General features: G+C 57.4%; 13 protein-coding genes. 3 read left to right on the top strand and 10 right to left on the bottom strand.

All coding sequences use genetic code 11. The features are described from left to right. Positions 1 to 18: 18 nt before the first annotated feature. The 5 genes from ACFFFR_RS06430 to ACFFFR_RS06410 all read right to left on the bottom strand — a co-directional run bounded on the left by ACFFFR_RS06430 (position 19) and on the right by ACFFFR_RS06410 (position 4,859). Positions 19 to 1,119 carry an alanine racemase gene (locus ACFFFR_RS06430; RefSeq protein ID WP_377458870.1) on the bottom strand — a complete coding sequence of 367 codons (1,101 nt, stop codon included), beginning with the start codon at positions 1,117 to 1,119 and terminating at the stop codon, positions 19 to 21. 197 nt (positions 1,120 to 1,316) lie between these two features. After that, complete coding sequence (locus ACFFFR_RS06425; RefSeq protein ID WP_377458869.1) at positions 1,317 to 2,375, bottom strand: M14 family zinc carboxypeptidase; 1,059 nt, start codon at positions 2,373 to 2,375, stop codon at positions 1,317 to 1,319. A gap of 164 nt (positions 2,376 to 2,539) precedes the next feature. Further along, positions 2,540 to 3,049, bottom strand: coding sequence for a hypothetical protein (locus ACFFFR_RS06420; protein ID WP_377458867.1), 510 nt, complete (start codon positions 3,047 to 3,049; stop codon positions 2,540 to 2,542). 104 nt (positions 3,050 to 3,153) lie between these two features. Then, the gene (locus ACFFFR_RS06415; protein WP_377458865.1) at positions 3,154 to 4,284 is read right to left on the bottom strand and encodes a thermonuclease family protein; all 1,131 of its coding nucleotides are present in this window, start codon (positions 4,282 to 4,284) and stop codon (positions 3,154 to 3,156) included. Positions 4,285 to 4,388: 104 nt separating this feature from the next. Continuing rightward, the gene (locus ACFFFR_RS06410; RefSeq protein ID WP_377458863.1) at positions 4,389 to 4,859 is read right to left on the bottom strand and encodes a prepilin peptidase; all 471 of its coding nucleotides are present in this window, start codon (positions 4,857 to 4,859) and stop codon (positions 4,389 to 4,391) included. Positions 4,860 to 5,027: 168 nt separating this feature from the next. On the opposite strand from ACFFFR_RS06410, the gene ACFFFR_RS06405 reads away from it, so the two are divergent. Beyond that, positions 5,028 to 7,250 (top strand): NADP-dependent isocitrate dehydrogenase, encoded by a 2,223-nt coding sequence (locus ACFFFR_RS06405; RefSeq protein ID WP_377458861.1) that lies wholly within the window; start codon positions 5,028 to 5,030, stop codon positions 7,248 to 7,250. A gap of 87 nt (positions 7,251 to 7,337) precedes the next feature. Here the strand turns inward: ACFFFR_RS06405 and phoH2 are convergent, their stop codons facing one another. Further along, positions 7,338 to 8,711, bottom strand: a complete 1,374-nt coding sequence (gene phoH2, locus ACFFFR_RS06400; RefSeq protein WP_377458860.1) for an RNA 5'-3' helicase PhoH2 — start codon at positions 8,709 to 8,711, stop codon at positions 7,338 to 7,340. 135 nt (positions 8,712 to 8,846) lie between these two features. Beyond that, positions 8,847 to 9,617 carry an isoprenyl transferase gene (locus tag ACFFFR_RS06395; RefSeq protein WP_377458858.1) on the bottom strand — a complete coding sequence of 257 codons (771 nt, stop codon included), beginning with the start codon at positions 9,615 to 9,617 and terminating at the stop codon, positions 8,847 to 8,849. 148 nt (positions 9,618 to 9,765) lie between these two features. On the opposite strand from ACFFFR_RS06395, the gene trhA reads away from it, so the two are divergent. Further along, positions 9,766 to 10,428 (top strand): PAQR family membrane homeostasis protein TrhA, encoded by a 663-nt coding sequence (trhA, locus tag ACFFFR_RS06390; RefSeq protein WP_377458857.1) that lies wholly within the window; start codon positions 9,766 to 9,768, stop codon positions 10,426 to 10,428. 14 nt (positions 10,429 to 10,442) lie between these two features. Here the strand turns inward: trhA and ACFFFR_RS06385 are convergent, their stop codons facing one another. From ACFFFR_RS06385 to mca, 3 genes are read right to left on the bottom strand one after another with little or no spacing between them, the layout of a single operon-like run. Continuing rightward, positions 10,443 to 12,590, bottom strand: coding sequence for a thioredoxin domain-containing protein (locus ACFFFR_RS06385; protein ID WP_377458855.1), 2,148 nt, complete (start codon positions 12,588 to 12,590; stop codon positions 10,443 to 10,445). After that, positions 12,591 to 12,863 carry a hypothetical protein gene (locus ACFFFR_RS06380; protein WP_377458854.1) on the bottom strand — a complete coding sequence of 91 codons (273 nt, stop codon included), beginning with the start codon at positions 12,861 to 12,863 and terminating at the stop codon, positions 12,591 to 12,593. A gap of 20 nt (positions 12,864 to 12,883) precedes the next feature. Next, positions 12,884 to 13,810 (bottom strand): mycothiol conjugate amidase Mca, encoded by a 927-nt coding sequence (gene mca, locus ACFFFR_RS06375; RefSeq protein WP_377458852.1) that lies wholly within the window; start codon positions 13,808 to 13,810, stop codon positions 12,884 to 12,886. A gap of 99 nt (positions 13,811 to 13,909) precedes the next feature. Here mca and ACFFFR_RS06370 point away from each other — a divergent pair, with 99 nt between their 5' ends. Then, entirely contained in the window at positions 13,910 to 14,404 is a 495-nt protein-coding gene (locus tag ACFFFR_RS06370) for a DUF4307 domain-containing protein (RefSeq protein WP_377458850.1), read from the top strand. Positions 14,405 to 14,465 lie beyond the last annotated feature (61 nt).

Genomic DNA, 14,465 nt, shown 5'->3' with positions numbered 1-14,465 from the left:
CGCGGGAGCTTGCTTCCTTTAGCAGTTCAAGCCACGAGCGGCGACCTGCCATTTTTCCAACGGCTCATTCCCGTCAGTCACGTAAAGGTAGTCCACAAGGTTGACTGCTACACACACGTGATTCGGAATCACTTGCAGACGTGACCCGATCTCCGGTAGATCCTGTTCCTCCGGCCAGATGATCGTTCCGTGGTGTTCAGACAAAGCGGTGATCCGGGCATCTGGTTCACCCATCACGCGGCCAAAGCCCGTAGTCCAGGCAGGACGATCACCACCCATGACCTTGCTGCCGGCATCAACCACTATGCGTCGTGTCGAACCAGACGATCCATCGTCACGGCTCACAACGGTGGTGAGGATGGTCAGCGCAATGTCGTCCCAGCCAATCCTGTCTAGTTCCAGTTGCTGAGCATCGCCAAAGACGTATACGCCCGGGCGCATTTCTGTCACAACACCACCGTGCATCAAGGTTGCCGTCGGGCTGGAACCGCCGCTAAGAACTTCCGTAGGGATGCCAGCTGCAACCAACGCTTCCTTTGCAGAAGCAAGTGCTTGTTCTTCATCGGAAACCGCTGGCTTGGCCTGGTCGGGACCGTAGCTATGGCCAGGGAAAGTGAAGACGCCACGGAATGAGAAGCCTGCATCAACTACGGCCTGAGCCACTGGAACAACATCTGGTGGCATCCTGCCACTGCGGTTGTGGCCACTGTTGACTTCGATCAGTATCCCGATCCGCTCTCGCTGCTCAGGGATTCTTTGCGCTAAGTTGTGAATCGCCTCGACCGAGTCGGCTCCAATGCTGAGTCGTGCCTTATTGGCTAAACGGAGAAGTTCAGCTGCCTGCTCTTGGCTCGCCCACACCGGGTAGGCGACAAAGATATCCTCTACCCCTGACTCGACAAAGACTTTCGCCTCACCAAGGGTCGCGACCGAGAGACCAACCGCACCTGCCTGTAATTGGATTCTGGTTATCTCCACGATCTTGTGCGTTTTGGCGTGTGGACGGAGGCGCAATTCATGGGCGCGAGCATACTCGGCCATGGCATCGATATTCCGTTGTAATCGTTGTCGGTCCACCAGAGTTGCCGGGGTATTCACCTCGGGAAATCGTACGCTCACAATGACCTTTCCATCCGCTGTCACGTCTGCCTCAGATTACTATCAGCACTTGCTCTGGGAAAGATAGCAGCCTTTGATAGCTGCAGATACGGAGCTCGCGCGTTGCAGAAACTCCATTCGACTTATTCCGCTCTTTACAGCAACAAAAATCGGTGAGGGATGAAGAACTCCCCTCACCGATTAATGTGTGTCTGCGTCTATCGACGAGTTTGCTGGTACGGCAAGGTGTCCCAGAAGGACGTGTCTGCCGTTTCTATAGAGCCATCGGCGATCGCCCGCGCAGTGGATTCCAGGGTCGTGAAGGTCTGTTTGATGAGGTAACCGTTCGACTTCTGGCCGAGCACATAATTACGGTTTGCGTGATCGCTCATGCCACGCATTTCGAACAGAAGCGTGGAGATCCCGTATTGGGATGCGATTCCGTTCCGCCCGATCGTCTCGGCGGTGCCACCGTTGTACTTGCCGAGATGTCCCCACCCTTTGGCTGAGATCGCGTCATTCACGACAGACCCAAGTCGTTTGGACCCTTCGACAACCTCCGCATCTGCGTTGGGAGAGGTTGGGTACAAGATCGAACCAGATACGAGCTTCCCATCGACCTCAGAATTGGGGCCTTGATGGTGCAGGTCAATGAGATAGTCAATGTCGTACTTGGCCAAAACGTTGTTATGCAACGCTTTCGTTTCGGGTTCAACTTTCGCGACATGGTCGCGGTTCAAGTCGACTTCGTTGGCGTTGTACCGCGTGAGGTGACGGTCTCCCTTCGCAACATAGTGATCTAGGCTGAAGTTCACGTCCCCCATCGCCCCATCCGCGTTGAACATCGGAATGAGCATGATGTTGACGTTATCGAGAACGCCCTTCATCTTGCCGGTGCCAAGGGCCTTGATGAAGTCCATGGCGCCTTCGGTGGTCAACTGTTCATTGCCATGCTGCTGGGTCAAATACAGAATCGTGGGATTGTCTGGATTACTGATGTACTTCACCAGATGGATGTCTCGACCTTTGACGGTCTGGCCAATCACTTCCAGTTCCATTGCGGACTGCTTGGCATCGAGCTTCTTTAGTTCTGCGACCAGCTGGTCGTAGGTTCTCAAGATGGAAGTATTGACTGATTCATGACCGTTATCGTTGGGCCCATTCCCGACGCCTATGGCGGGAACCGCTGCCACACCTGAAAGGCCTAGACCTAGGGCCAGGGACAAGGCTGCCACTCGCTTTCCTCGACGAATGCGAGTGTTCTCTGGATTCTGCATATGAATTTTCCTCCCTCGGTGACAACGTGGTCGCCACCTCGATAGAACTGTGGTGTAGGACACACCACAGGTTTCACCCTAAGGGGTCGGAGAGAAAGCGCGCTAGCAAGAGGCGCGAAAGAGCAGACAGATTGTTTCCTCTAGACCGATGAACTTGCTTCTCCTTAGGAGAGCTTCTTCAGTCCTTCTTCGGGGGTGACTTCCCACCTGACAGCGGCAGAATCGGTGAAGATCAAACTCTCGATCATGAAGTTCCTGTCCCGAGCATTGAGAATCGGTGACTGGCGCACAGAGCTTTGAGGTAAGTATTCCGGGTATCCCCAGCCGTCGTTACTTTGCTGATAAGTGGACTCAATAAAATAGGTTCCCGGAGGCGCAATGCGCATTCTGAGGTGACGGCTATCTTGTTTAGACCTGCATTGCAGTTCGAGATCGTAGAAGGCCGCATTGGACGAGTTGTCGACCACAACTCCCCACTTCTTTGATCCTGGCGTCTCTTCGATGCTCAACCACCATGCGTTCAGTCCTGCTGCACGGAGTCGCGCCGCCTCGTCTTGGGCATGTTTTCGCATGCTTTGGGATTCTTGCCATTGAGATCGGGCGTACCAAGCGGCAGCAATCGCGATGATGAGCATGGCGACTGTAGCGAGGGCCGTTACCCATTCTGGGGACAAGGGTGTCTCCTAGTGTTCATGCCCCTCAAACTAGATGACTCGACCATAGCAACAGATGCGGATTTTTCGATGGAACGTGACGTCTTGTGGCGCCGCTTCTGCCCTCAGCCCTTTTTCGGGCAGGGTTTCCAAGTCTTTCCGCCGGGCGCGTAGCAGCGTGGACCGTTGTACCCCGGGTAGGGGTTAGCTGGCGGCGGCGCTGGCTGTGGTCGGTATTGTTGCGGCGGTGGAGGCGGTTTGGGCTTGTATTGCTGTGCCGGTGCGGGAGCCGGAGGAGGGGACGGTTTCGGCCGGTACTGTTGTGGTGGCGAAACGGCCCGCTGTTGTCGTTGGAGTTCAGCAAGACGCTTCTGTTCGGCAGCTTGTTTCTTACGAGCGGCCTCACGTTTGGCCGCTTCGGCTTTTTTGCGCTCGGCCTCTTTCTTCTTCCGTTCAGCCTCTTTTTGGGCTTTCACCAGAGCTGAACGTTTCTTGTTCAGGTCGGACTGAGTATTGGTGGCCTTCCGCCGAGCAGAGGCGAGATCGGATATTACGTGGCCTGTGCCGCGGAGCATATGACTCACAGCTTTTCGTTCGGCCGCTCCCAGCTTTGCGATCTTGGAACTCACTTGATCGGCTACAGCAACTGCCGCAACGATTTCCGCCACCGTCGAATCGATCGCTTTGATCCCGGTACCAGGCTCACTTTGTGCCTCTGTTAGGCCTTGGATTGCGGACGAAAGCTCTTTGGCTAGAGCACAGTAATCAGGCACTTTCCCGTGGATTCCCACATGCTTGCCCTTGGCTTCCGCCTCGGCTTGCTGCACATCCGCGAAGTACTTTGAGTTCTTCCCGAAAACTACGGCTTTACCTAATCCGGCACGAGCGAGCGAACTGTTGATCAGTTCGTCACCCAAAAACACGGCTGCAAGAGTGCGACCATAACGGTCCGTGCGCTCGGCGTCGTAACCCAGACGGATCTCTGTGCCGACCGGTATCTTGCTCTCCAAGAACTCTTTCGCTTCCAGCGACAGACATTCTGGTTGATCCATCTCAGGGGTATCAACGTTGAGTAATCTGATGCGTTCAGTCTTGCCGCCGAGGCTGACGTCAATCGTGTCACCGTCAATGATCTTGGTAACGGTGGCGGGTTTCTTGTACGTGGCCACAAACCCAACGGCGCCTACTGCCACTGCTAGCACCAGTGCGATGGCGCCTAGTGCAGCAGCACCGGTCTTAGACCAAACCTTATTCATGTGCGCAGATCCCTCTTTGGCCGATACCAGCCTCTTCACTGGAAACAATCGCCAGAGGTTATCTTAGGACGAATCCATCGCTATCGATGCACAACACGAAGAAGTCACGCCACCCCTAAATGCCACGCGAGCGTCACAGCGGCTGTCGCCACAATCATCATCGGCCCAAAGGGTATGCGGCTCTTGAGTGTCAGTTTGCCGGCCACCATGCCAGCGAGCGAAAAGAGGGTGCCGAGCAAGAACGCGCCAAACACGGCAACCGGCACCAAGATGAGACTGTGCCACCCCAAATAGAGGCCCAACACGGCTGCCAGTTTCACATCTCCCATCCCGACTGCCCGTTTGCTGATCAGTCGCAGCACCAGATAGATCAGCAGGTGTGCCAATGCTCCCAGGAGCGCGTTACCGAAGTTCGCCCATCCGGCTGAGCTCAAGGCCGCGAGCACAAGGACGGCCACCGTTGCAAGAAACCACGGATAGATGATGCGGTTGGGCAGCTTGTGCTCTTCGATGTCGTGCACGATCAGCCAGCCGGAGGCGCCGACGAACAGAACCCATGCAAGAACAACGAACATGTCCCCAGATTAGGTGAGATGCTTCACCTTTTGGCGCTCACTTCCGCTAAGTGTGGACAAGGGCTGTCGTAAAGTCTGCCCTTTCCGGCTGCGGCGCTAGAATGAAAGTGCAGCCTCACCGGGCTCGACCCTGACCATTTACCACCAGTCTTGGAGATGTCATATCTTATGGCCAAAATCTTTTACACCCGGACCGATGAAGCCCCTCTATTGGCAACCTACTCTTTCCTGCCGATCGTCAAAGCTTTCGCTTCTAACGCCAACGTTGACGTAGAAACCCGGGACATTTCACTGGCCGGTCGTATTATCGCCGTATTCTCCGAATACCTGCCAGCAGAGCAGCAGGCCGTTGACGCCCTGACTGAGCTGGGCGAACTGGCCAAAACCCCAGAAGCCAACATCATCAAGCTGCCGAACATCTCGGCTTCCATCCCACAGCTGAAAGCCGCTATCGCGGAGCTGCAGGAAGAAGGCTACAAGCTCCCAGACTTCCCGGACGAGCCAGCCAATGATGAAGAACAGAAAATCCGCGACCTGTACGGCAAGGTTCTAGGCTCCGCCGTGAACCCAGTGCTGCGTGAAGGCAACTCCGATCGCCGCGCCCCGCAGGCCGTGAAGAACTTCGCCAAGAAGCACCCACACTCCATGGGCGCCTGGTCCAAAGACTCCAAGACCAACGTCGCCACCATGGGCCAAAACGACTTCTTCTCCAACGAGAAGACCGTTGTTCTGGAACAGGACGATGACCTGAAGATCCAGCACGTAGGTGCCGACGGCACCGTAACTGTGCTGAAGGAATCCACCCCTGTTCTGGCCGGCGAAGTGGTTGACGCGACCTTCATGTCCGCCAAGGCACTGGATGAGTTCCTGCAGAACCAGATCACCCGGGCCAAGAACGAGAACGTCCTGTTCTCCGTGCACCTGAAGGCCACCATGATGAAGGTCTCTGACCCCATCATTTTCGGTCACGTCGTTCGCGCATTCTTTTCCGAACTGTTCGAGACTTACGGCAAGGAGCTCGCCGAGGCCGGCCTGAACCCAGACAACGGCCTGGCTGCCATCCTCAACGGACTGGACAAGCTCCCAGCTGATGTTGCCGAAGGCGCCAAGAAGCTCATCGACAAGGCCATTGAGGAAGGCCCACGCCTTGCCATGGTGAACTCGGATAAAGGCATCACCAACCTGCACGTGCCATCGGATGTGATCGTGGATGCTTCCATGCCAGCCATGATCCGCACCTCCGGTCACATGTGGGATGCCAACGGTGAAGAGGATGACACCCTGGCAGTGCTGCCAGACTCCTCCTACGCCCGCGTTTACCAGACCGTGGTTGACGACTGCCGCGCCAACGGTGCTTACGACCCAACCACCATGGGTACCGTGCCGAACGTGGGTCTGATGGCTCAGAAGGCTGAAGAGTATGGCTCCCACGACAAAACCTTCAAGGTTCCTGCCGACGGCAAGGTCCAGGTTCTGAACTCCGCTGGCGATGTTCTGCTCGAGCACGACGTTGAGGCTGGCGACATCTGGCGTGCTTGCCAAACCAAGGACGCCCCAATCCGCGACTGGGTCAAACTGGCTGTCACCCGTGCCCGTGTCTCTGACACCCCGGCTGTGTTCTGGTTGGATGAGAATCGCGCCCACGACGCCGCGCTGATCGAAAAGGTCAACAAGTACCTACCTGAACACGACACCGAAGGCTTGGACATCCGCGTCTTGGCCCCGGTGGAAGCTACCCAGTTCTCGATCGACCGCATCCGTAAGGGTGAGGACACCATTTCCGTCACCGGTAACGTTCTGCGTGACTACCTGACCGACCTGTTCCCAATTCTGGAACTGGGTACCTCCGCCAAGATGCTCTCAGTGGTTCCACTGATGGCCGGTGGTGGCCTGTTCGAGACCGGCGCCGGTGGCTCCGCTCCGAAGCACGTGGAACAGCTGGTGAACGAGAACCACCTGCGTTGGGACTCCCTCGGTGAGTTCTTGGCGCTGGCCGAGTCCTTCCGCCACCTGTCCCGCAGCGAGGACAACGCTAAGGCCGCCGTCTTGGCCGATGCCTTGGATCAAGCCACCGAAACCCTGCTGAATGAGGGCAAGTCCCCATCCCGTAAGACCGGTGAACTGGACAACCGCGGCTCGCACTACTTCTTGGCTCGTTACTGGGCTGAGGAACTCGCCAAGCAGGATCAGGACTCTGAACTGGCAGCAGCCTTCAAGGATGTGGCCGCAGCCCTAGCCGAGAATGAAGACACGATCGTGAAGGATCTGTTGGACGCTCAGGGCAAGGCCGTCGAAATCGGTGGCTACTACGCCCCAGACAACGACAAGGCTGAAGCAGTCATGCGCCCATCCGAGACCTTCAACAAGGTCATCGAGGACCTGCAGAAGTAATCACTGCACACTAGTTGACACCCAGCAAGAGAGGGGCCCGGAAGAATTCTTCCGGGCCCCACTTTGTTGTTCTAGCTCAGCGGCAGGCTAGAACTCATCGAGTAGTTCAGTGACCAGTGCGGCGATCGCGCTGCGTTCGGAACGCTGCAACGTCATATGCCCGAACAGCCCCTGCCCCTTGAGGGTCTCGACCACAGCGGTGATGCCGTCGTGGCGACCGACACGCAGGTTGTCGCGTTGGGCCACGTCGTGGGTCAGGACTACCTTGGAGTTCTGTCCGATGCGGGACAACACCGTCAGCAGGACGTTCTTTTCCAGCGACTGGGCCTCGTCAACGATCACGTAGGAGTCGTGCAGGCTGCGGCCGCGAATATGCGTCAGCGGCAAGACCTCTAGGAGTCCACGATCGGTAACCTCGTCAAGCACGTTCTCGCTGACTAGGGCTCCCAGTGTGTCGTACACAGCCTGACCCCACGGGTTCATTTTCTCCTCTTCAGTACCTGGCAGGTACCCGAGCTCTTGGCCGCCCACGGCGTAGAGCGGACGGAACACAGTGATCTTACGGTGGAGGCGACGCTCCATGACGGCTTCCAGACCGGCACAGAGCGCGAGCGCAGACTTACCGGTTCCGGCCCGGCCGCCGAGAGAGACGATCCCGACTGAGTCGTCCAAGAGCAAGTCAATGGCGAGGCGTTGTTCCGCTGACCGGCCCTGCACACCGAAGACATCCTGTTCGCGCACCAAACGGAGTTCCTTCCCCGAAACTCCGTTCACGCAACGAGCCAGCGCGCTTCCACCAGATGGTGAGTGCACCACAACGCCTTCATTGACGATCAGTGGCCGGTTACCGCTACGCAGCTCGGTGGCGTCCATGCCACCGTTCCGGTACAGCTCGTCCTTGGCCTCGTCAGAAACCATGATCTTGGTGCACCCGGTGTAGCCGGTATCTGGCACTAGTTCATGTCGGTAAGCCTCCGCGGCGAGTCCCAGAGCTGCCGCTTTCACACGCAGCGGGACGTCCTTAGTGACCAGCACAATGTCCTTGCCTTCTTGGGCAAGATTATGTGACACCGCCAAGATGCGGGTGTCGTTATCTTGACTGCGGAATCCTAGCGGCAACACATCAAGGCTGATGTGGTTCAGTTCCACCATCAAGGTGCCCTGTCCCGCTGAGCTCTTTTCTAACGGGATGGGCCGGGACAGGTCGCCATGTTCGGAGCGGAGCTCATCGAGCAAGCGCAGCGCTTGTCGGGCAAAGTAGCCGAGCTCGGGATCATGACGCTTTTTCTCCAACTCGCTAATCACGACGATCGGGATGATCACTTGATGCTCTGCGAAGCGGAATAGGGCTTTCGGGTCCGCCAACAAGACAGAAGTGTCCAACACGTAACTCTTGACCGAAGTAGCCAATCGGTCCGTGCTGCTACCCGCCTGTGCGTATTCTGGTGCGGACGTACTCATGGGGTCTCCTCGTTTTGGGTGGAGCCACCAAAGCCGGTGGCTTCACTTTCAGCCTAGGAGCACGAAGGTCTGTAGCCGGTAAACAAAACGCTAACGGAGGCTAAAAACTGTGAGGAAAATTACAAATGTGTAGTTCTAAATGCCGAAGCGACGCTGACGTTTCGTATAGTCGCGCAAAGCCCGCAAAAAATCCGTCTTGCGGAAATCAGGCCAGAGCGCCTCACAGAAGTACAGTTCGGAGTACGCAGCCTGCCAAAGGAGGAAACCAGAGAGCCGCTGCTCCCCGGAAGTACGAATGACAAGATCTGGATCTGGCTGCCCGCGGGTATAGAGGTACTGAGAAATCTTAGCGGCGCTCAGATCTTCGGCAATGTCCTTGCAGGCCCGCCCGGCAGCCTCTTCCGCCAGCAGTAAGTCGCGGACGGCATCAACGATTTCTTGGCGGCCGCCGTAACCAATGGCTACGTTGACGTGAATACCCTCATTGCTGGCGGTCTGATCGCTGATCTCGGTCAGCCGTTCCCGCAGCTGCGCCGGTAGCAGTTGGAGTTGTCCGACACATTGCAATTGCACCTGGGTGCCGTCCGGAAGCCCCGCTCCGATCTTGGCGACCGTGTCGGAGATGATGTTGATCAACTGCTGCAGCTCTTGCGCTGGGCGCTTCAGATTGTCCGTCGAGAGCATGTACAGGGTCACGGTGTGAATACCGAGTTCGTGGCACCAGCCCAAAAATTCAATGATTTTGGCCGCGCCAGCTTGATGCCCAAATGCTGTGGTCTCCCCCGTTGCCTTCGCCCAGCGACGGTTGCCATCGACAACGACACCGATGTGTCCGGGAAATTGATCTTGATCCAAGCTACGCAACAACCGCCGCTCATACAGCGGGTAAAGTGCTTTAGCGATCAAGTGGCCCTCCTGTGGGTGATTTGAAGATAGTTTACTTGACCCACCCGAGCGTTCAGCATCCTTCCGGTGCGATGCGCACCACACCTTCAGGCCCGTCATATTCGGCCGCACCCGGCGAACGCACAGCTTCGTGCCCTACTCTTGAGTAATGAACACTGCTGTCGCCGCACAAGATCTCCTCCAACAGGTCAAGCCTCGTTTACGTGGCTGGATCCATCTCGTGACGGCCCCGTTGGTGCTGATTGTGGCCATCGTTCTCTTAGTCTTGGCACCGTCGTTGGCGGCGCGGCTGACGACGCTTGTCTTTATGGCCTCGGCACTGCAACTTTTCACGGTTTCTGCCGTGTATCACCTCGGCAGTTGGTCACCTCGGACAGGCGCCATTTTGCGCCGCATAGACCACACCAACATTCTGTTCCTGATCGCGGGTACCTATACCCCGATCTCTTGGTTGCTGCTGCCCCAGCCGGAAGCGATCCTGTTGCTGTCCTTGGTCTGGGCGGGCGCTTTCATGGCCACGTTCTTCAGGATCTTCTGGCTCAACGCGCCACGGATGCTTTACACCCCGATCTACGTGGTGCTGGGACTGGCCGCGACACTGTTCCTGCCGTCCTTCTTTGCCGCGAACTTGCCGGCCGCCATTCTGATCTGTGCCGGCGGCGCAGCCTATATTGCCGGTGCGGTGTTCTACGCGCTGAAACGGCCAAACATTTCACCGACCTGGTTCGGCTTTCACGAACTTTTCCACGCGCTGACGGTCGTCGGATTTATTTGCCACCTCGTGGCCGTGTTCTTCGCCGTGCTGGCCTAAGGCCTTAAGACGACTCAGTTTAGCTCCGATACTGAGCTGACCGGAGCTAAACACATCATGCCGGTACACCGCAGTAGCAGCGGTCCGGCTTCAACCGCAGCGGCTTGTTGAGCAACTGGCGCCGCTTGGTCGGCCTCCGTCACAACAATGGGCACGTACCCGTGTGTGCAGGCCCAGCGCTGAGCAGCAATCTGTTCAGCGGCGTCCACGTCACGGATCAGCAGGGTCTTCGGAGCCCTGAGTTTGTGCACGGCTGCTTCCAGCATCCCGCCAAGGTGGGTGGGAACTTGGGTGCCGGACGTCAGACCGAACGAAATTAGTCGAGTGGTGTGCTCATCCTCGGCGCTACTGTCACCGCGCAACACGTTCATTTCATGGCGTGCCAGCACGTATCTGGAGGCACCGGATGGCTCGGTGTCATCTAGAGGGCTCGCCCAGTATTCACCTTCGATCAGGGCGCCAAGGTGCTTGACCTGCACATCCCCGGAGGCGACTTCACGAATGACGGAGTCATCAACCAGACGAGCATTCAGCAGCTCTTCGACCTTGCTGGCGCGACTGAACCACTGGTTGTCTCCCGTGCTGCGGTACAAGGCGGCGAAGGCTCGGATGGTTTGGGTGTAATCTGCCAGGATCCCTTCAACGTCGGAGGCGCTGCCGTCGAAGCTGGTGCGTGCCAGCCGGTCTTCGAGCACATGGGAGTTCCAGAGGTAGTCTCCGGCCGCCGCTGCGGCCTGGAGGAAACTATCTTCAGGGGCCAAGAGGTGCGCCTGGGTCAGGGCAATGATGGCTTGCCCGTTCCAAGCTGCGACGATTTTCTCATCGCGGTCAGGCAGCAAGAAGGTGGGGTCATCTTCGCGTTCTGCCGCCAGATGCTTCATCAACTGGGCCCACTGGGTCAGTTGATTCTGGTCGGGGATCGACTTCAGCGCAAGGGTTTTGGCACCAGTCAGCTCGCTGGCGAAATTGGCTGCTTCCGGCACGGGCACACCGGCACGGACTTCAAAGAGCTCAGCCGGTAGGTTCAGCGCAGCGATAGCTTCTGCCAGCTGTTCGTCGCTGTAAATGTAGTAGCCGCCTTCGACTTTGTAGCCGGCTACCTCGGAGTCTGCTTCCAGTGAGGAGGCGAAACCGCCGTGGGCTAGCTGGAGGTCTTTGATCAACCAGGCGGCCGTGGTGCGGGTAATCCACGTCCAAAAGTGGTTATCGGACCGAAGCGCAGCTTCGGCATAGGCCTGCAGGAGGTAGGCGTTGTCGAAGAGCATCTTTTCGAAGTGCGGTAGCTGCCATGCTCCGTCGACGGTGTAGCGGAAGAACCCACCGTTGCCGTGGTCAAAGAGTGCGCCAGAGCCCATTGCATCAAGCAGGCGTTGCTGTAGTCCGCTAGCGATGCTGCGGGCGTCGCTGAAGGCCTGCGCTAGGGTCTGGTCGCCGTCTTCGTCAATGCCGAACTCTGCAGCAGTGTAGGTGTTGAGAAAGTTCAACGCCGGGTGGGGTGGGAACTTGGGTCCGTTGGCGGAACCGAAGCCGCCGTGTTCTTTTTCTTCACCCTTGGCCAGTGTCGGGACGATCTGGGCCAGCTGTTGCCAGCCCAAGTTCTCGCCGAAAAGCTCTTCAACGTTGGGTCCTGGCAGCTCTGCGGTCAGGATGTTCTGGTTGAGTTGGTTCTCTTCTTTGAGGGCCGCCGTGATTTTCGCGGCTGATTCTTCCAGCTGTTCTCGACGGTTGTCCCACACGTGAATGATGGATGCGAGCAGCTGGGAGAAGGAGGGTTGGTTGTTGCGTGGTTCGGGCGGGAAGTACGTCCCGGCGTAAAACACTTGCCCGTCAGGCAGCGCGAAGACGGTCATCGGCCACCCGCCTTGGCCCGTCATGAGTTGGGTGGCGGACATGTATCGTTCGTCCACCTGCGGGTGTTCTTCCCTGTCAACTTTGATGGACACAAAGTGTTCGTTCAGGATCTGGGCCACATCCAGATCTCGGAAGGATTCGCGAGCCATCACGTGACACCAATGGCACGCGGCGTAGCCGATCGAGATGAAGACCGGCTTGTTTTCGGCTCGAGCTTGGTCGAAGGCTTCAGCGCCCCATTGTTGCCAGTGGACAGGGTCCTGGGCGTGTTGTTTTAGGTAGGCGGACGCGGATTCCTTCAGACGATTCATTTAGCTCTCTGGTTTCTCTTCCGGGTGGACGGCCTTAGCGCGCTGTTCTTCGACGGTCATTTCTGGGAAGGCGTTCTCTTCGATGCCGTGTTCCAGCATGGCGCGGTGGCGGACACGGCGAATGCGTTTGGCCATGTCACGGATTAAGAAGATGGTCGCGGCGACCATGACGAAGGTTGCTACGAAACCTGCAATGCCCGGTCCGATTTCGGATTCTCGGGTGCCCAAGAACAGGGCTACCAGCAGGTCGGTGGTGAATTGAGTGAAAATCACGGAGTGAATCTTTCTTGATTTTAGAGGGTCGCTGCCGGGGTGATTCCGGCGAATAAACAGGTCTCGGGGAGTTCGGTGTCGACCTTAGAGTCGATCAGGACGTAGTCTTCCCACGGCCATTTTTCGGTCAGAATGTCGTTATTGACCATGAAGAAGAAACCGTAAGGTTCTACTTGGGTCCGGTGGGCTCGCAGCGCAGCGTCGCGACGGTCCAGCAGATGCGCCGAATTCACCTGTGTGGTGACCTTGTGATGGGTCATCCAGTCGGCTTTGGTGCGGATGCCTTCCTCATACCGGGCTATACGCGAAGTGTACGGAGATTCTCCTGTGCTTTCGAGCAGGTATTCGTGGAGGGTGAGGAATTTGTCCGGGTTGAAGGCCCGATCGTAGTAGAGCTTCAGCGGCTCCCACGGCTCGCCGGCATCCGGGTAAGCGTTCGGGTCCCCCGCCTTGGTGAATGCTTCTACCGAGACCTTGTGGCTTTGGATGTGGTCGGGGTGCGGGTAGCCGCCGATTTCGTCGTAGGAAATGATGACGTGGGGTTTGAAATCCCGGACGAGTTTCACAATCGGTGCCGCGACCTGCTCTAGAGGCAGTGTGGCGAACGAGCCTGCCGGTAGCGCCGGCAGGGGATCTCCTTCCGGTAGACCGGAGTCTACGAAGCCCAGCCAACGGTGGTGAATACCCAGGATCTCGGTGGCTTCGGCCATTTCTTGCCAGCGCACCCCGGTCAAGTCCCATTCGGTTCTCGGGTTGGAGGCGGCTTCAGCGTTGAGCACATCTCCACGTTCGCCGCCGGTGCAGCTCAGGACCATGACGTCGGCACCCCGGTCGGCGTAATCAGCCATCATGGCTGCACCCTTAGACGACTCATCGTCAGGGTGGGCATGAATCGCTAACAACCGGTACCCGGTGTAGTCCTCACGGAGCTGACTCAGAGCTCTCATCCTCCCTAGAAAAGTAATGGCGGTGCACACGCGCCCTGCTATTATCTCAACTTTGTGCCGGTAAGCAGAAATTCCCGTGCCCGGCTAGAATAGAAACCGATGTCTCCACAATCTGATCCCCAGCCTACGGACCGCTACGGCAAAGCAAAGACGCTAGAAGGTAAGCTCTCTAAGCTCTCCAAGAAGCAGCGCAACTGGCTGATTGCTGGCGTGCTGGGTGTTCTCGTCGCCGTCTCCGTGTGGTTCACGTTCGCTGGTTTTTTGAAGCCGTACACCTACAAAGAAGTTGGCTATCAGATTGTTTCGCCGACCGAAGCCAAAGTTGAGTTCCAGGTTTCCAAAAAGCCAGCAGATACCGTCCAATGCGCCGTCCAGGTCTTGAACGAGGTTTATGCGGTGGTCGGTCAGAAGACCGTCACAATTGGCCCCGATACGGCCAAAGACACGGCTGATTCTCCGCAGTCAACGGTGACTGGGGCGACAGAAGTCGGCCGCTCCACCTCGGCGGATCGGTATTACGTCATGGAGCTTCGGACTGATTCAGAAGGAGTCACCGGCGTTGTCGACTCCTGCTGGGTCGTCCCGACCAGCTAGGACGGCCTTTCCGGAGCTTTTTTCGAGTCATGTTCGACTCAGCAAGCCCTGCTTACTTGTG

This window comes from Micrococcoides hystricis (assembly GCF_042434215.1).
Classification (GTDB): Bacteria; Actinomycetota; Actinomycetes; order Actinomycetales; family Micrococcaceae; genus Micrococcoides; species Micrococcoides hystricis.
This window is presented reverse-complemented; position numbering and strand designations above follow the sequence as displayed.